Annotated in this window: 24 protein-coding genes; 16 read left to right on the top strand and 8 right to left on the bottom strand. The window is 74.0% G+C overall.

The genetic code is table 11. The annotated features are described in order from the left end of the window. Positions 1 to 12 precede the first annotated feature (12 nt). The 5 genes from AB0O40_RS13290 to AB0O40_RS13270 all read left to right on the top strand — a co-directional run bounded on the left by AB0O40_RS13290 (position 13) and on the right by AB0O40_RS13270 (position 3,538). Positions 13 to 657, top strand: a complete 645-nt coding sequence (locus AB0O40_RS13290; RefSeq protein ID WP_365039481.1) for a TetR/AcrR family transcriptional regulator — start codon at positions 13 to 15, stop codon at positions 655 to 657. Next, a complete protein-coding gene (locus AB0O40_RS13285; protein WP_365039478.1) occupies positions 654 to 2,060 on the top strand; it encodes an MFS transporter in 1,407 nt (468 codons plus the stop codon). Before AB0O40_RS13290 ends, AB0O40_RS13285 begins: the two co-directional genes overlap by 4 nt. Before the next feature lie 96 nt (positions 2,061 to 2,156). Beyond that, the gene (locus AB0O40_RS13280; RefSeq protein WP_365039476.1) at positions 2,157 to 2,690 is read left to right on the top strand and encodes a nitroreductase family protein; all 534 of its coding nucleotides are present in this window, start codon (positions 2,157 to 2,159) and stop codon (positions 2,688 to 2,690) included. A 69-nt stretch (positions 2,691 to 2,759) separates the two neighbouring features. After that, positions 2,760 to 3,128 carry a helix-turn-helix domain-containing protein gene (locus AB0O40_RS13275; protein WP_365039473.1) on the top strand — a complete coding sequence of 123 codons (369 nt, stop codon included), beginning with the start codon at positions 2,760 to 2,762 and terminating at the stop codon, positions 3,126 to 3,128. Beyond that, entirely contained in the window at positions 3,128 to 3,538 is a 411-nt protein-coding gene (locus AB0O40_RS13270) for an STAS domain-containing protein (RefSeq protein ID WP_365039470.1), read from the top strand. The genes AB0O40_RS13275 and AB0O40_RS13270 overlap by 1 nt, the downstream gene beginning before the upstream one ends. A gap of 12 nt (positions 3,539 to 3,550) precedes the next feature. Here AB0O40_RS13270 and AB0O40_RS13265 read toward each other — a convergent pair whose 3' ends face one another. Continuing rightward, the gene (locus AB0O40_RS13265; protein WP_365039468.1) at positions 3,551 to 4,429 is read right to left on the bottom strand and encodes a DMT family transporter; all 879 of its coding nucleotides are present in this window, start codon (positions 4,427 to 4,429) and stop codon (positions 3,551 to 3,553) included. Positions 4,430 to 4,480: 51 nt separating this feature from the next. Here AB0O40_RS13265 and AB0O40_RS13260 point away from each other — a divergent pair, with 51 nt between their 5' ends. After that, positions 4,481 to 5,329: a MurR/RpiR family transcriptional regulator gene (locus AB0O40_RS13260; protein ID WP_365039465.1), complete on the top strand. Its 849-nt coding sequence runs from the start codon at positions 4,481 to 4,483 to the stop codon at positions 5,327 to 5,329. A gap of 102 nt (positions 5,330 to 5,431) precedes the next feature. Here AB0O40_RS13260 and AB0O40_RS13255 read toward each other — a convergent pair whose 3' ends face one another. Both AB0O40_RS13255 and AB0O40_RS13250 read right to left on the bottom strand, forming a co-directional pair. Then, a complete protein-coding gene (locus AB0O40_RS13255; RefSeq protein ID WP_365039462.1) occupies positions 5,432 to 6,883 on the bottom strand; it encodes an FG-GAP-like repeat-containing protein in 1,452 nt (483 codons plus the stop codon). 94 nt (positions 6,884 to 6,977) lie between these two features. Beyond that, the gene (locus AB0O40_RS13250; RefSeq protein ID WP_365039460.1) at positions 6,978 to 7,892 is read right to left on the bottom strand and encodes a hypothetical protein; all 915 of its coding nucleotides are present in this window, start codon (positions 7,890 to 7,892) and stop codon (positions 6,978 to 6,980) included. A gap of 301 nt (positions 7,893 to 8,193) precedes the next feature. Here AB0O40_RS13250 and AB0O40_RS13245 point away from each other — a divergent pair, with 301 nt between their 5' ends. After that, entirely contained in the window at positions 8,194 to 10,338 is a 2,145-nt protein-coding gene (locus tag AB0O40_RS13245) for a M4 family metallopeptidase (protein ID WP_365039457.1), read from the top strand. 101 nt (positions 10,339 to 10,439) lie between these two features. Here AB0O40_RS13245 and AB0O40_RS13240 read toward each other — a convergent pair whose 3' ends face one another. Together AB0O40_RS13240 and AB0O40_RS13235 are read right to left on the bottom strand one after the other, a co-directional pair. After that, on the bottom strand, positions 10,440 to 11,246 hold the full coding sequence (locus tag AB0O40_RS13240) for a hypothetical protein (RefSeq protein ID WP_365039455.1): 807 nt from the start codon (positions 11,244 to 11,246) through the stop codon (positions 10,440 to 10,442). Between the two features lie 80 nt (positions 11,247 to 11,326). Beyond that, positions 11,327 to 11,995 carry a hypothetical protein gene (locus AB0O40_RS13235; RefSeq protein WP_365039452.1) on the bottom strand — a complete coding sequence of 223 codons (669 nt, stop codon included), beginning with the start codon at positions 11,993 to 11,995 and terminating at the stop codon, positions 11,327 to 11,329. A 266-nt stretch (positions 11,996 to 12,261) separates the two neighbouring features. Between AB0O40_RS13235 and AB0O40_RS13230 the strand changes: the two genes are divergently transcribed. From AB0O40_RS13230 to AB0O40_RS13200, 7 genes are read left to right on the top strand one after another with little or no spacing between them, the layout of a single operon-like run. Continuing rightward, positions 12,262 to 13,599 carry a biotin/lipoyl-binding protein gene (locus AB0O40_RS13230; protein WP_365039449.1) on the top strand — a complete coding sequence of 446 codons (1,338 nt, stop codon included), beginning with the start codon at positions 12,262 to 12,264 and terminating at the stop codon, positions 13,597 to 13,599. Then, positions 13,596 to 14,507, top strand: coding sequence for an ABC transporter ATP-binding protein (locus AB0O40_RS13225; protein WP_365039446.1), 912 nt, complete (start codon positions 13,596 to 13,598; stop codon positions 14,505 to 14,507). Before AB0O40_RS13230 ends, AB0O40_RS13225 begins: the two co-directional genes overlap by 4 nt. Beyond that, positions 14,504 to 15,724 carry an ABC transporter permease gene (locus tag AB0O40_RS13220; RefSeq protein ID WP_365039443.1) on the top strand — a complete coding sequence of 407 codons (1,221 nt, stop codon included), beginning with the start codon at positions 14,504 to 14,506 and terminating at the stop codon, positions 15,722 to 15,724. The genes AB0O40_RS13225 and AB0O40_RS13220 overlap by 4 nt, the downstream gene beginning before the upstream one ends. Positions 15,725 to 15,754: 30 nt before the next feature. Next, complete coding sequence (locus AB0O40_RS13215) at positions 15,755 to 16,606, top strand: DUF5666 domain-containing protein (RefSeq protein ID WP_365039440.1); 852 nt, start codon at positions 15,755 to 15,757, stop codon at positions 16,604 to 16,606. Positions 16,607 to 16,626: 20 nt separating this feature from the next. Next, on the top strand, positions 16,627 to 17,352 hold the full coding sequence (locus tag AB0O40_RS13210; RefSeq protein ID WP_365039437.1) for a response regulator transcription factor: 726 nt from the start codon (positions 16,627 to 16,629) through the stop codon (positions 17,350 to 17,352). Between the two features lies 1 nt (position 17,353). Beyond that, positions 17,354 to 18,859, top strand: a complete 1,506-nt coding sequence (locus AB0O40_RS13205) for a HAMP domain-containing sensor histidine kinase (RefSeq protein ID WP_365039434.1) — start codon at positions 17,354 to 17,356, stop codon at positions 18,857 to 18,859. A gap of 32 nt (positions 18,860 to 18,891) precedes the next feature. Then, positions 18,892 to 19,200: a hypothetical protein gene (locus tag AB0O40_RS13200; RefSeq protein ID WP_365039431.1), complete on the top strand. Its 309-nt coding sequence runs from the start codon at positions 18,892 to 18,894 to the stop codon at positions 19,198 to 19,200. 100 nt (positions 19,201 to 19,300) lie between these two features. On the opposite strand, the gene AB0O40_RS13195 is transcribed toward AB0O40_RS13200, so the two are convergent. Then, positions 19,301 to 20,041, bottom strand: a complete 741-nt coding sequence (locus AB0O40_RS13195; protein ID WP_365039429.1) for a methyltransferase domain-containing protein — start codon at positions 20,039 to 20,041, stop codon at positions 19,301 to 19,303. A 317-nt stretch (positions 20,042 to 20,358) separates the two neighbouring features. Here AB0O40_RS13195 and AB0O40_RS13190 point away from each other — a divergent pair, with 317 nt between their 5' ends. Beyond that, positions 20,359 to 20,817 carry a hypothetical protein gene (locus AB0O40_RS13190; RefSeq protein WP_365039426.1) on the top strand — a complete coding sequence of 153 codons (459 nt, stop codon included), beginning with the start codon at positions 20,359 to 20,361 and terminating at the stop codon, positions 20,815 to 20,817. 54 nt (positions 20,818 to 20,871) lie between these two features. On the opposite strand, the gene AB0O40_RS13185 is transcribed toward AB0O40_RS13190, so the two are convergent. Both AB0O40_RS13185 and AB0O40_RS13180 read right to left on the bottom strand, forming a co-directional pair. Further along, positions 20,872 to 21,813, bottom strand: coding sequence for a fumarylacetoacetate hydrolase family protein (locus tag AB0O40_RS13185; protein WP_365039424.1), 942 nt, complete (start codon positions 21,811 to 21,813; stop codon positions 20,872 to 20,874). After that, the gene (locus AB0O40_RS13180) at positions 21,810 to 22,955 is read right to left on the bottom strand and encodes a VOC family protein (protein WP_365039421.1); all 1,146 of its coding nucleotides are present in this window, start codon (positions 22,953 to 22,955) and stop codon (positions 21,810 to 21,812) included. The genes AB0O40_RS13185 and AB0O40_RS13180 overlap by 4 nt, the downstream gene beginning before the upstream one ends. A 142-nt stretch (positions 22,956 to 23,097) precedes the next feature. Here AB0O40_RS13180 and AB0O40_RS13175 point away from each other — a divergent pair, with 142 nt between their 5' ends. After that, positions 23,098 to 23,745 carry a helix-turn-helix domain-containing protein gene (locus tag AB0O40_RS13175; protein ID WP_365039418.1) on the top strand — a complete coding sequence of 216 codons (648 nt, stop codon included), beginning with the start codon at positions 23,098 to 23,100 and terminating at the stop codon, positions 23,743 to 23,745. Positions 23,746 to 23,877: the final 132 nt, after the last annotated feature.

The following is a 23,877-nucleotide window of genomic DNA, read 5'->3' as shown; positions in this document are numbered from 1 at the left end:
TAGACACTGTCCATGGCTGATGAGGGCTCCCTCCGGGAGCGGTTGATCGATGCCGGGGTCGAACTCGTGCTGGCCGAGGGGTCCGCTTCCGTGGGGCTGCGGGAGATCGCCCGCCGGGCGGGGGTGTCGCACGGGGCGCCGCGGCGGTACTTCCCCACGCACCAGGCGCTGCTCTCGGCCGTCGGCCGGCGCGGCTTCGAGGACCTTGCGGCCATGCTCGGGGCCGCGACCGCCGGCTCGGCCACACCGCGCGGCCAACTGGACGCCCTCGCGCGGGCGTACGTCGGGTACGCCCTGGAACGGCGCGGCATGTTCGAGCTCATGTGGCGGCACGACCTGCTCGACGGCGCCGCGCAGGCGGCGGACCAGCCGCGGCTGCGCGAGTCGACCCTCCCGCTGTTCGAGGCCTTCACCGGGCTCGTGGCCCGCTGCCGAGCGGAGCGGCGCGCCGGCGGGACCGTCGAGGCCGGACCGCCGCCCGAGGTGACGGCAGCCGCGCTGTGGTCGAACCTGCACGGCATGGCGCAGCTCTGGGCCTGGGGCAGCCTGCAACTCGCCCTCGGCGCACCACCGTCGGCCGGTGACCCCGGCGACGAGGAACGGGACCGGCTGATCGCGGCGGTGCTGGACGCCCACCTCGGTCCGGTGACCTCATGACCGCATCCGCACAGCGGCGGATCGCACTCCTGGTCAGCGTCGCCGGCGCGGTGGTCGTCGCGCTGGACGGCACCGTCCTGCTGATGGCGCAGCCCGGCATGCAGCGCGATCTCGGTGCGAGCCTGCCGCAGGTCCAGTGGACGAGCACCGGCTACCTGGTCGCGGTGGCCGCGCTGCTCGTGATCGCCGGGCGCCTCGGGGACCGGTACGGCCACCCCCGCCTGCTCATCGCCGGTGTCCTCGGCTTCGGGGCCGCCTCGGCCGGGATCGCGCTCGCCCCGGGCGTGACCTGGGTGATCGTCCTGCGTGCGGTACAGGGCGGGTTCGCCGCGCTCCTGCAACCCGCGACGCTCGCCCTGCTGCGGCAGGCGTATCCCGCGGACCGGCTCAGTACGGCGGTCGCCGTGCGCACCGGCGCGATCGCGGTGGCGGCCGGGGCCGGTCCGCTCCTGGGCGGTGTCCTCGTGGCCCACCTGGGATGGCGGGCCGTCTTCTGGGTCAACGTCCCCCTCGCGCTCGCCCTGGCCGCTCTCACCCTCGCCGTCCGGACGCCGCCCCCTCGGCGTGCCGACGCCCCGCAGCTCGACCTCACCGGGGCGGGCCTGCTGGCGATCGCGCTCGCCGTCCTGGTGCACGCCCTGGCCGGGGTACCGGCGCGGGGCTGGACCGCCGCGCCGACGCTGCTCGAACTCCTCGCCGTCATCGGGCTCGCAGTGCTGCTCGCCCGGCACGAGAGGCGTACCGCGCACCCGGTCGTCCCGCCGGCCGTGGCCCGGTCCGTACCGGTGATGGCGTCGATGGCGCTCCTGCTGGTCATCGCCGCCGGCCTGTTCGGCGCGCTGTTCACGGCCACCTTCTACCTCCAGGACGTGCTCCGGCTCGGCCCGCCGGCCACTGGTCTGCGGGTCCTTCCGATGACCGTGCTCATGGTGCTGGGCTCACCCGCCGCGGTCGTCGCACTGCGCCGGTACGGTGCGCGCCGCACCGCGGTCGCCGGCACGGTCCTGGTCGCCCTCGGGATCGCGGGGCTGTCCCGGCTCGGCCCCGGCAGTACGTGGCCGGCCATGGCCGCGGCTTTCGCCGCCGTCGGGGCCGGGTTCGCCGCCGTGATGGTGACCGCCACCGGGACCGTCGTCGGTGACGCGCCAGCCGGGTACGCCGGGGTCGTCAGCGGACTCAAGCAGACCGCCATGAACATCGGGCCGACCTTCGGCATCGCCGTCGCGGCGAGCGCCACTGAAACGCGTGGCCCGACCATGGGCTCCACCGTGCTCATCCTGGCCGCCGTCGCCGCCCTCGGCCTGCTCCCCGCATCGCGACTGCCCCGGTTGCCGGCCGGCCGGCAACGGGACGACATGACCGCCGTGCCGCTTCCGGCGCGGGCGCCGACGGCCGGCGCCTGAGCCGGCCTCCGGGGGCGGTCCGCCCCACCCGGAAATGGATCGGCCGCACGGGGTGTTGCATGACTCGTGTCTGATGATCATGAGAGTGTGCGACGGGTGCATCCTTTGCTGGCCGGGCGGTTCAGTCCCTACGCGTTCGATCCGGCGGGGGCCGTGGACGACGCGGCGCGGGAGGTGTTGTTGGAGGCGGCCCGGTGGGCTCCGTCCGCCGGGAACTCGCAGCCCTGGGGGTTCCTCGCGACCCGGCCCGGGGAGGTCGACCACAAGAGGATCCTGCCGTACCTCGCGCCCAGCTCGGCCCGCTGGGCCACGGATGCGGGCCTGCTGGTCGTCGCGCTGACCCGCCGGCACAGCGGCGACCCGACGATCCAGTACTCCGAGTTCGCCGACTACGACCTCGGCCAGGCGGTGGCCCACCTGAGCGTCCAGGCCCAGGCGATGGGCCTGGCCGTGCACCAGTTCCGCGCCTTCGACCTGGACGCCCTCACCGAGGAGCTGCGGCCCGCCCCGGGCTGGGCCGTGGTCTCGATGCTCGCGGTGGGCCGGCCGGCCGAGGCGCCCCCGGTCGTCCGGCAGCGGCGCACCGTGGCCGACCTGTGCACGGCCCCCTGGGCCGAACCGGGCGACTGACCGGCGGGCCACCCCGGAAAGTGGATTCCGGGGTGGCGAAACCGGAATCGCAAATCGTACAATTCCGGCATGGAGCCGGTGGAGTCCAGGACTGGCTGGACCTTCGTCACCCAGCACACCCGGATCCTCGTGATGGTCCTGCGGGACCCCGAGGTCCGGTTGCGGGACATGGCGGCCCGCTGCCGGCTCACCGAGCGCGCGGCCCAGGCCATCGTGGCCGACCTGGAGGCCGCCGGGTACCTGACGCGGGTGCGCCACGGCCGGCGCAACCACTACGAGGTGATCCCCGGGACGGTCTTCCGCCATCCCGCCGAGGGGCACCACCAGATCGCCGACTTCCTGCAGCTGCTGGTCGACCTCGACCTCGATCTCGACCGCTCAGGACGGGGAGTCGCCGTGACGAACGTCGAGGACGATCGCTTGAAGGGAGCAGGGTGATGGAATCCGAGGCGGTCGACCGGCCCGTCGTTCCTGCGGACGGTGCCCACGGAACCATGTACCCCTCCGTCGTCGCCGTGGTCTTCGAGCCCGGCCCCCAGCGCGTGCTGGCCAGGCTGCGCGGCGAGATCGACATGGAGGACGTCGCCGGACTGAAGGCGGACCTCACCCAGGCCCTGCGCGCCAGCCGTACCGGGCTCGACGTGGATCTGTCCGCCGTGACCTTCTGCGACAGCTCCGGTCTGCACGTCCTGCTGGAACTCCACCACTTGGCCCGTGCGACGGGCAAGGAACTGGTGCTGAACGCCGTCAGCCACCCCGTCGCCGCCCTGCTGCGCATCACCGAGGCCGACCACGTCCTCGAGGTCCGCACCCCGCCCGCCGACCCGCCCCGCCGGCCGCGCGACTGACCGGCCCCGCGCTCACGCCCCGCCGGCGAGCTGGAGCAGCACGATGCCCGCCAGGACGGCGAGGCTCGCGGTGATGCGGCGGTGGCCCAGGCGCTCGCGGAAGACGACGGCGCCGATCAACGCCCCGAAGACGATGCTGGTCTCCCGCAGGGCGGCGATGGTGGACAGGTCCCCGCGCGACTGCGCCCAGACGACCAGCCCGTACGCGACCAGCGAGAGCACCCCGCCGGCCAGGCCCCGGCCCCACATCGGGCGCAGGGCGGTGAGCAGGGCCGGTCCCCGGCGGGCCCAGGCGAGGGCGGGCAGGACGAGCCCCTGGCAGAGGAAGAGCCAGGCCAGGTAGCCGAAGACGCTGCCGGAGACGCGGACGCCGCTGCCGTCGACCAGGGTGTACGAGGCGATCATCACCCCGGTGCCGAGCGCGGCGCCCAGCGCCGGCAGTTGGGCGCGGCCGGGGATGCCGTCGGCGAAGGCGAGCCCGGCCAGCCCGCAGGCGACCACCGCGATGCCGAGGGCCTGGCCGGCCGGCAGGGCGTGGCCGAGGAGGGTGGTGGAGACCAGCGCCACCACGACCGGCGAGGTGCCCCGGGCGGTCGGGTACATCTGGCCGAAGTCGCCGAGCTGGTAGGCGCGCAGGAGCAGGACCTGGTACGCGACCTGGAGCGCCGCCGAGGCCGCGATGTAGGGCCAGGCGGCCGCGTCGGGCAGCGGGGCGAGGCAGACCAGCACCGCTCCGCAGCCGGCCGAGGCGAGGCTGATCAGGGTGAAGCCGGCGAGCTTGTCGCGCAGGCCGTGGGTGAGGCCGTTCCACAGGGCGTGCAGCAGGGCCGAGGCGAGGACGACGGCGGGTACGGCTGCGGCCCCCGTCAGAGCGGGCAGGTTGGCGGGCACGTGCGCTCCCAGGACCGGTGATGGAATGGAATTCCACGCTACGATATCGCCATGGAAATGGATTCCGCATCGGGGGCCGGGCTGGCCGCCCACGTCCGCGCCCACCTCTCCGGACTGCGCGAGACCGAGGCGCGGGTGGCGCAGGTGGTCCTGGACAAGGGGGCGGAGCTGGTGCACCTGAGCGTCAGCGATGTCGCCGCGCTGGCCGGAACGGCACCCTCCTCCGTCGTCCGCGCCTGCCAGCGGCTGGGGTTCCGCGGCTACCAGGAGCTGAAGATCGCCGCCGCCCGGCAGGCGCCCGCCGAGCCGCCCTCCCGGGAGCGGGACCCGGCCGCCCGGGCCCTGGCCGACACCGTGCGGGCCGCCCGGGAGGCGCTGGACGGGGTGGCGGCGACCGTCACCCCGCAGCGGCTGCGCGAGGCGGCCGGCCTGCTCGACGGGGCGGGCCGGATCCTGGTGGTCGGCGCGGGCCTGTCCGGCGCGGTCGCGCTGGACACCGCGTACCGACTGCGCGCCCTGGGCTGCGCGGTCGATGCCCCGGCCGACCCCCTGACCGCGCAACTGGCCGCCGCGCAGCTCACGTCCGGCGGCGCCTGCCTGGCCATCAGCCACACCGGCGCCACCCGGACCACGGTGGACGTCGCACGCACCGCCCGCCGGTCGGGGGCCGGGGTCCTCGCCCTCACCAGCTACGCCCGCTCACCGCTGAGCGAGGCCGCCGACTGCACGCTGGTCGCGGGCGGTCAGGACCTGGTCTTCGGCCTGGAGACGGTCGCCAGCCGGCTGGCCCACCTGACCGTGGTCGACGCCCTCGCCCTCACCCTGCTCGGGCTGCGCGGCGAGCCGGCGCACGCGGCCCTGCGCACCGCGGCCGACGTCACGGTCGACCACTCGTACTGACGACCGGCGGCGGGGGCGAAAGGCGCCCAGGACGCGGCGGGCCCGAAAGCACGACGGGCCCGCCCCGCTCGCAGGAGCAGGACGGGCCCGGGGGCCGCGGGATCAGCCCTCGAACTGGCCGCCGAAGAGGGCCGGGCCCGAGGGGTGCCCGGTGTCCTTCAGGTTGAAGGACGTGGCTCCGGTGCCGGTGCCGGCGGGCAGCTGCCAGACGCGGCCGGCCTTGCCGTCCTCGCCGGGGCCGCCGACGTACAGCTCGGGGGTGCCGTTGCGATCGCCGTCGACCCAGGCCAGGGCCTCGCCGAAGCGGTCCTGCTTCTCGCTGGTGCTGGGCACGCCCGTGGTGGCCTGCGTGACGGTCCGGGCGCCCGTGGTGGTCAGCCCCTTGGGGCCGCCGCGCAGGATGGTGACGGAGCCGGCGCGGCTGACGGTGCCGCCCTGGGCGTCCTTGTACGGGGCGCCGACCGCGAGGTCCGCGTACCCGTCCTTGTCGACGTCGGCCAGGGCGCGGGCCTCGCCCCACTTGTCCTGGCGCTCCACCAGACCGGGCACACCCGGGGTGTCCTCGTCGATGAGGCGCGGTTTGAGGGTGGTGCTGAAGCCTTCCTTGCCGCCGTAGGCGACGAAGATCTTGCCGAAGGGGTCGGTGTAGGTCCAGCGGTGGCCGAGGACCATGTCCTGGATGCCGTCGCCGTTGATGTCGCCGACCACCGGCCGCATCCACATGTACCGGTCGCCGGGCAGGGCGATCTTGCGGCTGGCGGTCCAGCCGCTGCCGGTGTTCTTGTAGACCATCAGGCTCTGCGCCCACGACTTGGCGCTGATCGCGCCGAGGTCGGGACGGCCGTCGCCGGTGAAGTCGGCGATCACGAAACCGTGCGGAGCGGCGTCGTCCCGCGTGAAGGTCTCCCGGTACTGGACGGGCTTGAAGCCGCCGCTGCGGGTGAGCGGACCGCGCACGACGCCGAAGCCGGCCGCGACGGTCCCGCTCGAGCCCGAGCGGGTGATCGAGCCGACCAGGTCGGCGATGCCGTCCCCGTCGGTGTCGCCGACATGGAGCGACCAGTAGTCGAGGGCGTGCGGAGTGGTGCCGGCGTTGACGGCCAGCAGGACGCCCCCCGACAGGCCCTTCTTGCCGCCCCACAGGACCCACGTCCGGCCCTCGCCGGGGCTGTTGGCGACCACCAGGTCGTCGAAGCCGTCGCCGTCCAGATCGCCGAAGCCCTTGATGACGCCCCACCGGCCGCCGGCCTCCGGGGCCTCGCCGCCGCCCAGGTCGGCCCGGGTCAGCAGCTGGGTGCCGGTCTTGCCGATCCCGGCGGCCGAGCCGTAGGCGACGGAGACGGCACCCGCCTGCTGGGGGGCGCCCACCGTGGCCTCGGTGGCGCTGATCGCGAGGTCCGGGTAGCCGTCGCCGTTGAAGTCCGCGAAGGTGCGGTGCTTGGCGGCCGACGTGGCGGCCGGTGTCGCGGCGGTCGCGGTGACCGGCGACAGGGCGACGGCGGTGAGTGCGGTCGCGGCGGACAGCCCGATCGCACCCATGGCGCGCATGCGCATGGAATTCCCCCATATATGTGGTGTCGAAGGAACCTCCGGGCCGGATACCCCCCCCGACCCGACGTCCGCCATGATCATAAGGGCGGTGGCTGGATCACTCCCACTCCCAGCGCATGGCCTGGAAGCCGGGGCCGGGGTCCTCGACGGTGAAGGCGGCGCGGCCGGAGGCGCTGATCCAGACCTGGCCGGCGGGGTGCATCGGGCCGCCCGCGGTGGTCCCGGAGTAGCGCTGGCAGCGGACCGGGACGGCGTCGGGGTGGAACTGCACCTCGAGGGTGTAGAGCCGGGCGGGGGCCCGGAAGCCGGTGCCGACCTCGCTGGTGCGGGCCCCGGTGGTGCCGAAGGCGTAGGTGTACTCGATCACGTCCGTCTCGCCCTTGGTGAGCACCCGGTCCAGCAGCAGCTCCGCGACGGACAGCGGCACGGAGGTGTCCGAACGGACCCGGCCCTTGCGGGCGTTGCGGATCCCGGTGATCTCGGGCAGGTCGCGCTGCGGGTCGTCGCCGCGACTGATCAGAACCAGCCGGTCCACCCACTCGTGCTCGGCGCGCAGGACCATGGTGACGGTCAGCCGCCGCTCGGCGCCGTTCTCGTCGATCTCGTACCGGTCGTGCACGGCGAGCCGGGTCAGCCCGTCGTCCGTGGAGCCCATCGCGTCGAGCAGGCCGGGCAGGCTCTCGTACTCCTGCCACAGGTGCTCGGTCTCCACGACCCGCGGCGGGCCCTTGACCCAGCGGCCGCGCGGCCGCTGGGGGCCCAGCAGGGAGACCAGGGAATCGGTGGGGAGCCCCAGCAGCTCCTCCAACAGCCGTACGGCCTGCCGGGACTGGGGGCGTTCGGGACGGCTGCGGCCGCGCCGCCAGTAGCTGAGGGTGGTCACGCTGACGGTGACTCCGCGGGCCGCCAGCCGGTGCTGGATGCGTTCCAGGCTGAGGCCGCTGGCGCGCACGGCACAGTCGAGCGCGACCTCGAACGGGCCGTTGCGCAGGGCGCCGGCCAGATCGGGCAACGGGGCATGAGAGGGCACAGGTGATCCGTCCGGCGTGCCGTGTGGGGGTGGCACATGCTAGCGAATTCCGGCCAAACGCCCGGTGATGCGCGTCACGATGTGAACAGTCTTGGCCAGGACTTTGATTGCGCCATAACCAGCCACGGGGGCCGGGTGCGGCCGGCGCACCGGCGCCCACCAGCGGGGGAAACAACGGGGAAACACGCGCCAGACTTGACATGATCGCTTCACAGCGATGCGTATTAAACAGTATTGGCAGTTCATTGCCCCGGGGTCGGGGCCGCCGCCAAGCTCTCGCCCCATGAAACGATCTCTCCTCGTCGGTACGTTGTCCGTCGCGGTCAGCGGCCTCCTGATAGCCGGTGCGGGCACCCCCGCTTCCGCCTCCAAGGGCCCCCGGGCCGTTTCCCCCAAGGCGAGCAAGACCCAGGCCCTCCAGGACGCCATCGCCGAGGTGGCCGCCAGCCCCGCCGCGGTGCGGGCCGGCAGCCACGACACCTTCCTGTCGCACGACGTCACCGTCGACAAGGACGGCACCCGCCACGTCCACCTGGACCGCCGCTACCAGGGCCTGCCGGTCCTGGGCGGCGACGTCATCGTGCACTCGGCCCCCAACGGCGAGCTGCGGTCGACCTCGCTGACCCTCAAGGCCCCGCTGACCCTGTCGGTGACGCCGAAGGTGAGCAAGCAGCGCGCGGTGGCCGCGGCCGTCGCCACGTTCAAGGGCAAGAAGAAGAGCACCCGGGCCCAGCTGGTCGTCGACGCCACGTCGGCCACGCCCGCGCTCGCCTGGCAGGTCGTCGTCGACGGCACCGCCCCCGACGGCTCGCCCAGCCACTTCCACACCCTCGTGGACGCGAAGACCGGCAAGGCCGGGAAGGCCTGGAACACCTTCCACACCACGGTCGTGCCGGGCCGCACCGCGCCGAAGACCACGGCGCCGCGGACCGCCGGCCTCGCGGGTGTGACCGCCTCGGGAACCGGCCACGGCTACCAGGTCGGCGACGTCACGCTCGGCACGAACAGCATCACCGGCGGATACGAGCTCAAGGATCCGACCCGCGGTAACGGGGAGACGCGGGACGCCCAGAACAAGACCGCCACCAACGACTCGCCGCCGGCCGGCTGGGGAGTCTCCTTCACCGACGCGGACAACGTCTGGGGCAACGGCGCCCTGACCGACCGCGCCACCGTCGCCGTGGACGCCCACTACGGCATCCAGGCCACCTGGGACTACTACAAGAACGTCCACGGCCGCAACGGCATCAAGAACGACGGCGTCGGCGCCCGCTCCTTCGTCCACTACGGCGTCAACTACGACAACGCCGGCTGGGACGACGACAGCTTCAGCATGATCTACGGCGACGGCGCCGTGGGCCAGAAGCCGTTCACCGAGCTGGACGTGGCCGGCCACGAGATGAGCCACGGCGTCACCGCGGCCACCGCGGGCCTGAACTACTTCGGCGACGCGGGCGGCATGAACGAGTCCACCTCGGACATCTTCGGCACCCTGGTCGAGTTCAACGCCAACAGCCCGGCGGACAAGCCCGACTACCTCATCGGCGAGAAGATCAGCAGCACGCCGCTGCGGTACATGGACGACCCGAAGAAGGACGGCGCCTCCCAGAGCTGCTGGACCACCGGCACCAAGAACCTGGACCCGCACTACTCGTCCGGCGTGGGCAACCACTGGTTCTACCTGATGGCCGTCGGCTCCGGCTCCTCCAGCTACGGCAACAGCCCCACCTGTGACGGCGGTACGGTCACCGGCCTCGGCAACGCCACCGCCGGCAAGATCTGGTACCGCGCGCTCACCACGTACCTGACGGCCGCCTCCACCTACGCCGACGCCCGGACCGCGACCATCAAGGCCGCGACCGACCTCTACGGCGCCAGCAGCACCCAGTGCACCACCGTGGAGAAGGCCTGGAGCGGCGTGGCCGTCGCCCCGACCGGCACCACCTGCGGCGGCACCACCCAGCCGCCGACCGGCACCAACCTGCTGGCCAACCCGGGCTTCGAGTCCGGCGCGACCACCTGGACCGCCTCCTCCGGCGTCATCACCAACGAGACGGGCGCCACCCCCCACGGCGGTTCGTACTACGCGTGGCTGGACGGGTACGGCTCCACCCACACCGACACCGTGTCCCAGTCGGTGACCATCCCCTCGACCGCCACCGCCCCGAAGCTCTCCTTCTGGCTGGCGATCGACACCAAGGAGACCGGCAGCACCGCGTACGACACCCTCAAGGCCCAGGTCGTCTCCGGTTCGACCACGACCACCCTGGCGACGTACTCCAACGTCACGCCGAGCGGGTACGTCCAGCGCACCCTCGACCTGTCCGCCTTCAAGGGCAAGACGGTCACCATCAAGTTCACCGGCGCCGAGGACTCGTCCCAGGCGACCAGCTTCCTGATCGACGACACCTCGGTCACGACCGGCTGATCCGGCACACCAAGCCGAACCGGCCTTGAACAACGGCCCGGGCGGGATGGCGACCAACGCCCCGCCCGGGCCGTCCCACGTCCGCGTGCGGGGGCACCGTGCTACGGCGCGGCGCGGTCCTCTTCGACGGCCGGCCGGCCGGACGCCGCCTCCAGCTGCCGCAGGAGCACCCGCAGCATCCGGGCCCGGTCGGCCGCCTCCGGCGGCAGCCCGGCCAGGCCGGACCGTAACCGCCGCACGGTCGCGAGCTGCACCCCGTCCGCCCCGGCCACGTCGATGACGGCCGTCACCGCCTGGAACCCCCAGAACTGCGCGAACGCCAACTCCTCCGCGACCGCCGCGGCCACCAGCTCGGGCAACAGCTCCCCCTCCGGGCAGGCGTACAGCCGTGCGTAACCGGCCAGCCGGGCGCCGGGGTCGGCCGAGCCCAGTGCGCCCGCGACGTCGAACCCCTCCAGCCGGGGCACCAGCCGGACCAGCTCGGCGAAAAGCAGCTCCTGGCGGTACGTCCGGGCCGGACCGGAGGGCATCGTCCGGCGCAGCTCGACGAACTCGGCCCCGAGCCGCCCCACCGCCTCCGCCACCCCCGGCTCCCGGACGCGCGCGGTGCCGGAGGCCACCAGCGCCACCCGCGCCTGCCGGCTCGCCTCGCCCACGGTCTGCTGCGCCTCCGCGGCCCGCTGCTCGGCCGCCTCCACCCGCTCCTCGAGCCGGCGGTACTGGAATTTGGCCCCGCCCGGTAGCTCGATGCTCTCGAACAGACCGCCCAGCCACGGGACCACCGCGATCACGGCCAGCCCCAGCGTGGCCCCGTCGACCCGCACGTCCGGCGCGACGAGGTGGACCAGGCCCAGTCCCGCCGCGCCCAGCGAGATCAGAGGGGCCGCCCACTGCTTCCGTCCGGTCATCGACGCACCCCCGAGTCCGTGGCCCGACACCTACGGAGGTGACGCGCGGGGGCGTACGGGAGTTCCGGGCGGGGGCTGATTCAGGCCGTGCGGCTCGGGGTCGGGCGGCGGGCGCGGTCGGCGCCCTGCGGGAGGAGGGCCTTGCAGGTGGCGTAGGCCTGGGCGGACTTCGGGTCCGTGGTGGGGAGGGACCGGGGGCCGCGGGTGTTCGGGGCGGGGGAGGGCAGGACCACGCCGTGGTCCTTGAGACAGCTGGTGAAGGCCTTCATCGCGCTGCCGCCGGGGCCGCCGGCGCGTCCGCCGAACTGCGGGCGCAGGCTCGCGCAGGCCTGCACGGCCGCCCGGCGCTTCGGGTCGGCGGCGGCGCCGCGCCCGCCGCCCGCGCCGCCGGCCCAGCCGCCGGCACCACCGGAACGACCGGTACCACCGGATCCGCCCCAGCCGCTGGAACCGTCGGAGCCGCTGTTGTCGCCCCCGGATCCGCGCGGGCCGTCGGAGGGGCGGCCGCTGCCCCGCGGACGGGGCGGGGCCGTGACGCCGTGCTGGGTGAGGCACTGGCGGTACGCGTCCATGGAGGTTGGACCCGGCGAGGCCGAGGCGGCGGCGCCGGCGGCCACGCGGGAGGAGCCGGAGTCGGCAGAGCAGCCCGCGAGCCCCAGCCCGCCCACCGCGAGGACCAGGGCGTACGCGAGGGCCCGGGCGGCGGCGCGGGAGCGCGCGGGGGCCGGCCGGCTCGGGGTGCTGGGCATGGCGGTGGTCTCCTCGGGGCGTCGGGCCGCCGACGGCTCGGGCGCGTCGGCGACCAGGACTGAACCGCACGCAGATGGGGACGGCCGGGGCATCGGCTGGGAGTTCCCTGACAGCCCGCTCGCCCCGGGTGGCCCGTATCGCCGGAACGCTGCACGGTACGCCTGTCATTGCCCGCTCTGGCCGTTTTGCCCGGGCTCGTCGTCCCCAGGGAACTCCCAGGAACCTCCCAGAGGCTCCAAAGTGCGGACCGCCAGGATCCCGCCCCATGAAGGTGCTCCCACGGCGGCGCAGGGCCGCCCTGATCAACTCGGTGCTCGGAGTGGCGGTGCTCGCGGGCGCCGGCGGCGCGTACGCCGCGGTGACCGGCGACGACGGCGGCCCGGCGCGCGGCGCCGCGCGGACGGTGACCGTCACCAAGGGCACGGTCCTCGCGACCGTGTCCGGCTCCGGATCGCTGAACTCGCCCAGCGACGCCGGGGTGGACTTCACCACCGGCGGCCGGCTCACCGAGGTCCGGGTCAGGCCGGGGGACAAGGTGACCAAGGGGCAGCTGCTCGGCAAGGTCGACCCCACCGCCGCGACCGAGACCCTGGAGCAGGCCCGGGCCGCACTGACCGCCGCCTCGGCGGACCTCACCAAGGCCGAGGCCGGCCAGGGCGGTTCGCCCTCCGGCAGCGGCTCCGGCGGGCGCGGTGGCGCGGCCGTCGAACCGGCCGCCACGCCGACCGTGGACCCCGCGCAGGTGGCGCAGGCCCGTGCCCAGCTCACCCAGGCCCAGAACGCCGTCGACGCCGCGCAGCGCGCCCTCGACGGGACGGTCCTGCGGGCCCCGGCCGCCGGTACGGTCGCCTCGGTGTCGGCGAAGGTGGGCGACACCGTCTCCGGTACCAGCGGCAACGGCACCGGAAGCGGCGGTGGTTCGGGGTCCGGCGGCAGTGGATCCGGGGGTGGCTCGGGCTCCTCGGCCGCCGCTTCCGGCGCCGCCCTGTCCGGCTTCGTGGTGCTGACCAACCCCGCCGGCATGCAGGTGACGGCCGACTTCTCGGAGGCCGACGCGCTCAGGCTCAAGGCCGGCCAGGCCGCCACCGTCACGCTCAACGCGATGACCGGCAAGGTGCTCAACGCCAAGGTGCTGTCGGTCAGTTCGCTGCCCGTCAGCAGCGGCTCCGCCGGCGGTGGCAACTCCGGTGGCGGCAGCGCCGTGCAGTACGAGGCCACCCTCGCCATCACCAGCCCCACCACCGACCTGCGCAGCGGTCTCAGCGCGAGCATCCAGGTCGTGGTCGGCGAGGCCTCCGGCGCGCTGTCGGTGCCCACCGCCGCCGTCTCCGGGACCGGGGCGAACCGAACCGTCACCGTGGTGGGGGCGGACGGCACCACCGTGCGCACCCCGGTGACCGTCGGCCTCGAAGGCGACGGCAGCGACCAGATCCTCAGCGGCCTCACCGAGGGACAGCGGGTCGAGCTGGCCTCGGTCTCCGCGACCGGCAACGGCGGCTTCCCCAGCGGCGCCTTCCCCGGCGGCTTCGGCGCCGGCGGCACCCGCAACCGGGGCGGCGGCACCGGCTTCCGTACCGGCGGGGGCGGGGGTGGCCGCGGATGAGGCCGCAGCTGTGGCCCCGCCGCGCGCCGGCCGCGGCGCCGCCTGCCGACGCATCCGGCCGGCCCGCGCCGCCGGTGATCGAGGTCCGGGCACTGCACAAGACCTACGGCCAGGGCGACGCCGCCGTCCGCGCGCTCGGCGGCCCGCCCGACCCGGCCACCGGCCGCCGGACGGGTGTGGAACTCGTCGTGGAACAGGGCGACTTCCTCGCCGTCATGGGAAGCTCCGGCTCCGGCAAGTCCACCCTGATGAACATCCTCGGCTGCCTGGACGTGCCCACCTCGGGCCGCTACCTGCTCGACGGGACCGACGTGGGCGGCCTGGACGAGCACCAGCTCTCGCTGGTCCGCAACCGCAAGATCGGCTTCGTCTTCCAGTCGTTCAACCTGGTGCCCCGCACCACCGCCGTCGCCCAGGTCGAACTCCCGCTGGCCTACGCCGGGGTGAAGGCCGCCGTGCGGCGCCGCCGCGCGGTGGCCGCGCTCACCCTGGTCGGCCTGGCCGACCGGCTGGCGCACCGCCCCAACGAACTCTCCGGCGGCCAGCAGCAACGCGTCGCCGTGGCCCGGGCGTTGGTCACCGCCCCCGCCATGCTGCTCGCCGACGAACCCACCGGAAACCTCGACAGCCGCAGCACCGAGGAGGTCCTGGCACTCGTGGACCGGCTCAACGCCTCCGGCCGCACCGTCGTCCTGATCACCCACGAGGACGAGGTGGCCCGGCACGCCAAGCGGGTGCTGCGGCTGGTGGACGGCCGGATCGTCGAGGACGTACGGCAGGCACCCGTGGCCGGGCCCCCGCCCGCGCTCGCCGGGGCGCCCCTCGGCGAGCGGACGCACGCCCGAGCCGGGACGTACGCCGGAGCCGGGACGCCTGGCGGCGCCGCCGCGGTCGGAGGGCTCGGGTGAACCCCTTCCAGACGCTCCGCTTCGCCTTCGGCGGCCTCGCGGCGAACAAGGTGCGCTCCGCACTGACCATGCTGGGCGTACTGATCGGCGTGGCGGCGGTCATCCTGCTGCTCGCCGTGGGCAACGGCTCCTCGCAGGCGGTCAAGGACTCCATCGAGAAGCTGGGCACCAACGCCCTGACCGTCACCTCCGGCGGCGGCGGTTTCGGCGGCGGACGCTCCGGCTCCGCCGACGCGGCCAAGCCGCTGACCGTCGAGGACGCGCGGGCCCTGGCCGACCCGGCGGCGGCCCCGGACATCGAGTCGGTGGCCCCTGAGGTCAGCACCTCGCAGACCGCGCTGTACGAGGGCGCCTCGCACACCGTCGGCCAGGTCGTCGGCACGTACCCGGCGTACTTCAAGGCCTCCAACAGCAAGGTGGCCAAGGGCGACTACTTCGGCGCCGACGACGTACTGGCCTCCCGGAAGGTCGCCGTCATCGGCGCGACCACGGCCGCCGACCTCTTCGGTACGGCCGATCCGGTCGGCCGCAAGCTGGTGCTCGGCGGTACCCCCTTCACCGTGGTCGGCGTCCTGGCCACGAAGGGCGGTACCGGCTTCCAGGACCCGGACGACGTGGTCGTCGCGCCCCTGCCGGCCGTGCAGAACGCCTTCACCGGCTTCGGCTCGGTCAGCCAGATCCTGGTGGAGGCCACGTCCGCGGACGCCACCGCCGGGGCGCAGGACGAGATCACCACGGTCCTGATGGCGCGGCACGGGATCAAGGACCCGGCCGCCCTGGACTTCCGGGTGGCGAGCCAGGCCTCGCTGCTGACCACGCAGGCCTCGACCGACCGGACCTTCACCGTGCTGCTGGGCGCGGTGGCCGCGATCTCCCTGCTGGTCGGCGGGATCGGGATCACCAACATCATGCTGGTCACGGTGACCGAGCGGACCCGCGAGATCGGCATCCGCAAGGCGATCGGGGCGCCCCGCGGGGTCATCCTCGGGCAGTTCCTCGCCGAGTCGACGCTGCTCTCGCTGATCGGCGGCGGCCTGGGCGTCGCGGCCGGGCTGATCGGCTCGCACTTCACCATCGTCGGCATCAGACCGGTCGTCATTCCGGAGTCCGTCGTCGGGGCCTTCGCGATCGCCGTGGTCATCGGGCTGTTCTTCGGCGGCTACCCGGCCAACCGCGCCGCCGGCCTGCGGCCCATCGAAGCGCTGCGGCACGAGTGAGCACGCACGTCGCAAGAGGAGGAAGCTGACATGGCACGACGCCGCACCTCACTGGAGAAGCGGGCCGAGGCGGGGGAGGACCGGTTCACACCGTTCGAGGAGGTGTTCGCCGGAGCGGACGGGCCCGGGGACGGGCCCTTCGAGGGGCCGGCCGAGGGGGGTGACGCGCAGGCCGGCACGTCCGTCGGCACGTTCGTCGACGCGGACTGCGAGGAGACGGTGCCCGCCACCGCCCCGGGTACGGGCCCTGCCGACGACCCCGAGCGGATCCTCGCCGAGCCCCCGGACACCCGGGACATCTCGGCCGAACTGGCCGCGCCGCCCCGGCCGCGGCTGCCCTGGCTGACCCTGCTGCTCTCCGGCGGCGTGGTGGCCGGACTCGCCTTCACCGGTGGCGCCCTGGTCGAGAAGGGCCACCTCAAGGAGTCCGCCGGGGCGGGCTTCGGCAGCGGCGCGTCGGGCCGGAACTTCACGGCCGGAGCGGCCGGAGCGGCCGGAGACCAGGGACGCACCGGCGCCGGCCGGACCCGGGGCGGCACCGGCCAGGGCCGCACCGGGACCGGGCCGAACGGCTCCTGGCAGGGCTTCGGCGGCGGGGGCGCCGGCGGGACGGGAGGCCCGGCCGCCGGGGCCGGTCTCACCACCGGTACGGTGAAGCTCGTCGACGGCACCACCCTCTACGTCACCGACGCCCAGGGCGAGGTCGTCAAGGTCACCACCGACGCCCGCACCCGGATCACCCGGGCCACCACCGGCAAGGTCGCCGACCTCCAGCCGGGCCAGACGGTGACCGTGCGCGGCAGCCAGAACGCCGACGGCGACCTCGCCGCGACCACCGTCGCCGAGGGCGGCGCCGCGGGCTCCGGCGGCGGCCGGGGCTGAGCGCGAGAGGGAGGACCCCCATGGACACGGCCACGCCCGAGGCGAGCCTGCTCGTCGTCGACGACGAGCCCAACATCCGGGAGCTGCTGTCCGCCTCGCTGCGGTTCGTCGGCTTCCGGGTCACCTCGGCGGCCGACGGCGCCGACGCGCTGGCGGCGGTCGCGCGGGAGCGGCCCGACCTGGTGGTCCTCGACGTGATGCTGCCGGACATGGACGGCTTCGCCGTCGTCCGGCGGCTGCGCGAGGTGGCCGGCCGCGGGCCCGGGGCCGACCACCTCCCGGTGCTCTTCCTCACCGCCAAGGACGGGGTCGACGACAAGATCAGCGGACTGACGGCCGGCGGCGACGACTACGTCACCAAGCCGTTCAGCCTGGAGGAGCTGATCGCCCGGATCCGCGCGATCCTGCGCCGCACCGGCGCCCCCACCGGCGAGGGCCGCCTCGTCGCGGGGGACCTCGAACTGGACCCGGTGGGCCACCTGGTCCTGCGCGGCGGCCGGCCGGTGTCGCTGTCGCCCACCGAGTTCAAGCTGCTGGCGTACCTGATGGCCAACGCCGACCGGGTCGTCTCCAAGGCGCAGATCCTCGAGCACGTCTGGGCCTACGACTTCGGCGGCGACCTCAGCATCGTCGAGTCGTACATCTCGTACGTGCGCCGCAAGGTCGACTCCGGCGCGGACGGCGCGGCCAAGCTGATCCACACCGTGCGCGGCGTCGGGTACGTGCTGCGCCGTCCGCAGGGCTGAGATGGCGGGGCGGACACGGCGGCTGGTACGCCGGTTCGGACAGCGGGCCGGCGGGCTGTCCCTGCGGGCGCGGCTGGTGCTGCTCTCAATGGTGCTGGTCGTGATCGGGCTGGCGGTCAGCGACACGGTCGTCCTCGGCTCGGTCCGCGCCCAGCTGGTGGGACGGGTGGACCGGCAACTGGACCGCTACGGGAGCTCGGTGGCGTACCGGGTCCGGGCCGAGGGCACCCCGCAGCCGCACCTCGGGCGGCCGGGCGGCGGCCGGGCCTGGCTGCCGAGCCAGTACGTGGTGGCCTTCGCCGACGCCGACGGGCACGTCACGGACCAGTTCCGGCAGCCGGTGGCCGCCGAGGACCCGGGCCCGCGGTGGCCGGCGCTGGACGGCGCGCGGCTACGGGACCACTACGGGCGGCCCTTCGAGGCGGCGAGCGATCACGGGGACGGCACCTGGCGGGTGCTGATCGTGCCGGTGGACGGCGCGGACCCGCGGCTGCCCGCGGGCATCGTGGTCGCGGCCCCGCTGGACGACGTGACCTCCACCCTCGACCACTTGGCCACCGCCTTCGAACTGATCGGGGCGGCGGTGGCGCTGCTGCTCGCCGGGGCGGGCTGGTTCGCCGTCCGGGCCGGGTTGCGGCCGCTGCGGCGGATCGAGGAGACGGCGGCGGAGATCTCCGCCGGGCGGCCGCTGTCGCACCGGATGCCGCAGGCCTCGCCGCGCACCGAGACCGGGCGGCTGACCGCCGCGCTCAACGGCATGCTCGCCCAGATCGAGTCGGCGTTCGCGGCCCGGGCCGCCTCCGAGGAGCAGATGCGCCGCTTCGTCGCCGACGCCGGCCACGAGCTGCGCACCCCGCTGGCCGGCATCCGGGGCTTCGCCGAGCTGTACCGGATGGGCGGCCTGCCCGACGAGGCGGACGTCCGGCGGAGCATGGCCCGGATCGAGAGCGAGGCGGTCCGGCTGGGCGGACTGGTCGAGGACCTGCTGACGCTGGTCCGGATGGACGAGCAACGCCCGCTGGAACTGGCCCCGATGGACCTGCGCACCCTCGCGGTGGACGCCCTGCACGACACCCGGGCACTGGACCCGACGCGGGAGGTGGTCCTCACCGGCCCCGGCGGCTCGGGCCCGCCCGGCCCGGCACCGGTGCACGGCGACGAGGCGCGGCTGCGCCAGGTGGTCGCCAACCTGGTCGGCAACGCCGTCGCCCACACGCCCGCGGGCTCCCCGGTCCGCATCGGCGTGGGCGGCGCCGACGGCCGCCAGGTCCTGGAGGTCGCCGACTCCGGTCCCGGCCTCACCCCCGAGCAGGCGGCCCGCGTCTTCGAACGCTTCTACCGCGTCGACCCCTCCCGCACCCGCCAAGCCGGCGGCGGCGCCGGCCTGGGCCTCTCCATAGCCTCAGCCCTGGCCCAAGCCCACAACGGCACCCTGACCCTCCACTCCACCCCCGGCCACGGCACGCTCTTCCGCCTCCACCTGCCGTCACTGAAGACCGACACATGACAGGCTGGGTCTCCCGACACACAGGGGGAGTCATGGCAGAAGTAGGCGGGTGGATCTGGGAGCGCAACCTGCGGCCGTTCCTGGAGTTGCTGTCGTCCTACCTGGGCTACGGATTCGACGGGACCGACTGGGAGACGGTGGCGTCGGCAGTCGCATCGACCGACGACGAGCGCCCCGACGGCTGGTACTCCTACCCGTTGGCCGGCGAGCAGGCCCAGGTCGTGATCAGCCTCGCGCGCGCGGCCGCCGGCGACGAGCTGATGGCGACGGTGAGCGGAGACCTGCCCCCCGAACTGCAAGTCCGCACCGACACGTTGCTGGCCGCCTTCGCGACCGGCTGACGTGGCGCGTCTCGGCCGATGTGGGTGGGGAATCGCTCCGTCGACGACGGGCCGGTGGTGACCTACCCCCTTGGGGCGGGTCACCACCCGGCGGGCAGCGTCAGGCGGTGCAGCGGAGCATGGTCAGGGGGCGGTTGGTGTTGTGCTGGGACCAGAAGTCGTCGCCGTACTTGGCCACGCCGGCTTCGGAGACCTCCAGTTGGACCCATTCGATGCCGGTGAAGCCGGCCGCGGTGAGGGTCTGCTCGTAGGTCTTCTCCGAGGGGACGGTGGCCTCGAAGGAGACCGGGGGCTCCAGGAGGGCGGTGAGGCGGATGCCGCGGCCGATCTCGTTGTCCTTGCCGGTGGCGTCGAACTGGAAGCCGTACTTCTCGAGCGAGGGCCCGTCGAAGTCGTAGGCGGGGTTCTGGACGAAGAGGTAGAAGGCGCCGCCGGGCACCAGGCTGCGCCGGATGTTGCGCATCATCTGCTCGATCTCGGCCACGTCGGCGGCGTAGTTGAAGGCCTGTACGGCCACCGCGACGTCGAAGGGCTCCTCGAAGGTCCGCAGCGTGGTGGTGCTGGCGACCTCGTACTCGATGCCCAGCGGCTCGGCCAGCTCCAGGGCCTTGGCCGCGTCGACCATGGCGCCCGAGATGTCGAAGCCGAAGACCCGGGAGGCGCCCCGGCGCTTGAGCTCGCGGCTGTAGAAGCCGGTGCCGCAGGCGATGTCGAGCACCGACTTGCCGGTGACGTCGCCGACCAGGGCGAGGAAGCCCGGTACCTCGGCGTAACGGATGATGGGCAGGGTCTTGAAGCCCTCGAAAGCCTCACCGATACCGTCGTACAGCTGACCACTCATCGTGATTCTCCCCGTGGATGCGTGGCGTCGGCCCTCAGAACGGGCCGCGGCCTGTGGAGAAAGTCTCTGCCGAGGACGATCGGGACCCGCACTGTCCGAAGATCCAAAGATGCGGGCACCCTGATGTAGGGAGATCCGCCGAGGGGTCATCCGCCGTTCCCCGGCGCTTCGTTCACCGGGTCCTCCGTAAGGGTGATCCCGATGGCCGCGTGCCCCGCGCCCCGTACGGGGGAGGCGTGGCACGGCGACCGGCGCACGGCCCGGCCGACTGGCAGTCTGTTTCCGGTACATGCCACCCCTGACCGGGAGGAACCCCCATGAAACTGAAGCGACTCGCCGCCACGGCCGGCGCCGCCCTGCTGACCGCGCTGCTGCTGCCGGCGGACGCCCACGCCGCCGCCATCGCCTGCGGAGGCTCCGTCTCGACGCAGAACATCCGCGCGCAGGGCTGCATTTCCGCCGAACGGTGGAAGGACGGGCACATCTTCATGCGGAACATCACCGCCCACGCCGTGCTCACCAACTCCCGCGCCCATGCGACCTACGTCGAGTACGAGGCGTACTTCCGGGTCCGCGAGGGCGGCCGCTGGGTCAAGCTCGGCAACGGCCGTACGCTCGTCCAGCGCAGGTCCACGATCGGTCCGGTCGAGATCGGCAACAGCGACCGCGTCTGCGGCCCGGTCAACGTCACCGCCGAGATCCGGGTGCACGTCCGGCCGGCCGGTGGGGCGTGGAGCAACTGGAGCGGAGCCGCGACGAAGCAGTGCCAGACCTGAGTCGGTCACGCTGCCGCCTCGGAGGGGCCGCCGGTCGCCCGTAGCGGCCGCTCCTCATCGGGCGTACCGCACCCTCGTGCGCTGGCAGCCGAGGTCGAGGGTGCCGTCGTCGGTGGCGATGGCGGCCTCGATCACGTCGCCGTCCCGCAGGTACTTCCCGTTCCTCGCCTGTGCCTTGAAGAACAGCCGCCAGCGGGTGGCGGCCGGCAGCAGGGAGCCCAGGAGCTCGATCGGCTTCGGCGGGGCGCTGAGGGCGGTGCCGGCGGGGGTGCCGGTGAGGAGCAGGTCGCCGGGGTCCAGGCGCTGGAAGCGGGTGAGCGCCCGGAGGGCGTCCAGCGGGCGGTGGATCATGTCGGAGGCGGGCATGTCCTGCCGCGGTCCGCCGTTGACCCGCAGGCGCAGCCGCAGGTGTGGCAGCCGGGCCAGGTCGCCCGGGTCGAGCAGGGTCAGCAGCGGGCCGACGGGGGTGAAGGTCGGGTACGACTTGGACTCGTAGAACTGCGTCTTGGGCAGTTGCAGGTCCCGCGCGGAGATGTCGTTGGTGACCACGAGCGCGGCCACGGACCCGGCCAGGTCGTCCGCGGTGAGCTCGGTGCCGACCGGCAGCGGGGCGCCGATGACCAGCCCGATCTCCACCTCGTAGTCGAGCAGGCGCACATGGGCGGGCTTGACCACGTCCTCGTAGGGTCCGCTGATCGAGCCGGAGGCCTTGCGGAAGAACGCGAGCGGCACGGATCGCGGGTCCAGGCCCGAATCCGTCGCGTGCGAGGCGTAGTTGGCCATCTGGGCCACCACCCGGCGGCCGGGTGTGACGGGGGAGAGGGCGGCCAGGCCGTCGACCGGGACCCCGTCCTCGGTGCTGTCCGCGGCGGCTGCGACGGCGGCCCGGTCCGCCAGGAGTCCGGCCGTGGTGGTGGCGTCGGTGTCGACGCGTACGGCGCGCCGGTCGCGGACGGCGTACCAGCCGTCGGCGGTGCGCAGGACGGCGGTGCTCATCGGCGGCTCGCTTTCATCAGGCCCAGCAGGCGGCCGGGGTCGATCTCGTTGTCCTCGCGCAGCGCGCGCAGGACCTCGCGGACGAGGGCGGGGGAGGGGCGGGTGCCGAGGAAGTCGCGGGTGGCCGGCGGGCCCCACTGGGCCAGGCCGGTGGCGGACATGGGTGCCCAGCCGGGTTCGAGTTCGCTGGAGAAGAGGTCGCCGTCGGCGAAGTGCTCGACCATCAGCCGGTCCGGGTCGCGCCAGTAGTCGAAGACCTGGCTGCCCTGGACGTGCCGGCCGATGCCCCAACTGCGCCGGTGGCCGCGCCCGGTCAGGTACTCGCCGCCGGCCGCGAGCGCGTCCAGGTCGGTGACCTGGTAGGCGGAGTGGACGTAGCCGGTGCGCGGGGAGAGGTGCAGGGCCAGGGTGTGGTGGTCGACGGGGGTGCCGCCCCGGTCGCAGCGCAGGAACGCCATGGTCGGGCCGCGGCCGCGCTGCCCGTCCAGGAAGAGGAAGTCGCTCACCAGCAGGCCCAGGGTGTCCAGGTACCAGTCCAGGGCGCGGGCGAAGTGCGGTGTCTCCAGGACCAGATGGCCCAGCCGCTGGATCCGGGCCGGTTCGCGCGGCGGGCGCTGGACGGCGTTCGTACGGGCCCGGCCGGTACCGGAGTTGAGGGTCAGCGGGGGCTGCTCGGGAAGGGCCGGGAGGTGTTCGGTGCCGTGCACCACGCGGACCGGGAAGCCGGCCGGGTCGGCGAGGTCCACGACCCGGCCGCCACCGGACTCGGCCAGGTCCCGGACGGGGCGGCCGGTGGCGCGGGCCAGCCGGTCCAGGTCGGTGCGCTCCGCGGCGCGGAAGGCCGGGCCGAGGAAGCGCGAGGCGGTGCCGCGCCGCAGGACCACGCAGGGCGGACCGGGCAGGGTCCCGCGCAGGTACAGGGCGTCGGGCGTGCGGGCGGCGACGGCGAAGCCGAAGTCGTGGGCGAAGGCCGCGGCGCGGTCGAGGTCCGGCTTCTCGAACTCCAGCCAGGCCAGGTCCGCCCCTTTGACCACGGGCTGCCGGCCGCGGCCGGGGTGTTTACCGCGCAGCGCCCCGTGCTCGCTGTGCAGGTCCTGATGGGGCGTGGCCGGTCCGCGGGGACGGGCGGGGGTCTTCGTCATGGGTGCTCCGTCAGGGGATGGCGCGAGCGCAATGATCTGATGGAAAGCTCTGAAGTGACAGAAGCATCAGTTGTGGACCCGTGGAGCGTCAAGAGAGCCGGATGATGGAGTCATCACATTTGGCATCGCCTAGACTCGCGCCATGCCGAACCAGCCGGCCGCCCCCGACGGCCCCGCGACCGCCAACCGCTTCGAGCGCCGACGGGCCCGCACCCGGCAGGCGTTGATCGCCGCGGCCCGCCGGATCCTGGCCGAGACCGGCGAGAGCTCCGCCAGCATCCAGGAGATCGCCGAGCGGGCCGACGTGGGCTTCGGCAGCTTCTACAACCACTTCGCCACCAAGAACGAACTCTTCGACGCCGCGGTGGGCGACGCCCTGGAGGAGTACGGCCAGCTCCTCGACGGTGTCACCGCGGACATCGACGACCCGGCCGCGGTCATCGCCGTCAGCATCCGGCTCACCCTGGAGCTGGCCGCCTCGCACCCGGAGATCACCCAGATCATCCGCCTGCGGGGGCTGCCGCACATCAACGCCGCCACCGGGCTCGGGCCGCGCGCCCTGCGCGACCTGGAGGTCGGCAAGGCCTCCGGCCGCTTCTCGTTCACCGACCCGCAGGTCGCCCTCTCGGCGGTCGGCGGCGCCCTGATCGGCCTGGTCCAGCTCGCCTCGGTGCGCGACGCCGGGGCCGAGGCGGGCGTGAACATGGCCGAGATGATCCTGCGGATGCTCGGCGTTCCGGAGGCCGAGGCCCGCGAGATCGCAGCCCGGCCGCTGCCGGAGCTGCCCTGAGGGTCCTCCCGTCCGCCACCCCAGAGGCCCCGCAGCGCCGCAGGCCCCGTACCGCTCAGCCGGTGCGGGGCCTGCGGCGTCCCGGGCCCACTCCCGTCCAGCTACCGGCTGATGCTCCAGTCGTAATTGATG

The organism is Streptomyces sp. NPDC089919 (genome assembly GCF_040684615.1).
GTDB lineage: Bacteria > Actinomycetota > Actinomycetes > Streptomycetales > Streptomycetaceae > Streptomyces.
Note: the sequence above shows the minus strand (reverse complement) of the source record. Positions and strands in the feature narration are given on the sequence as shown.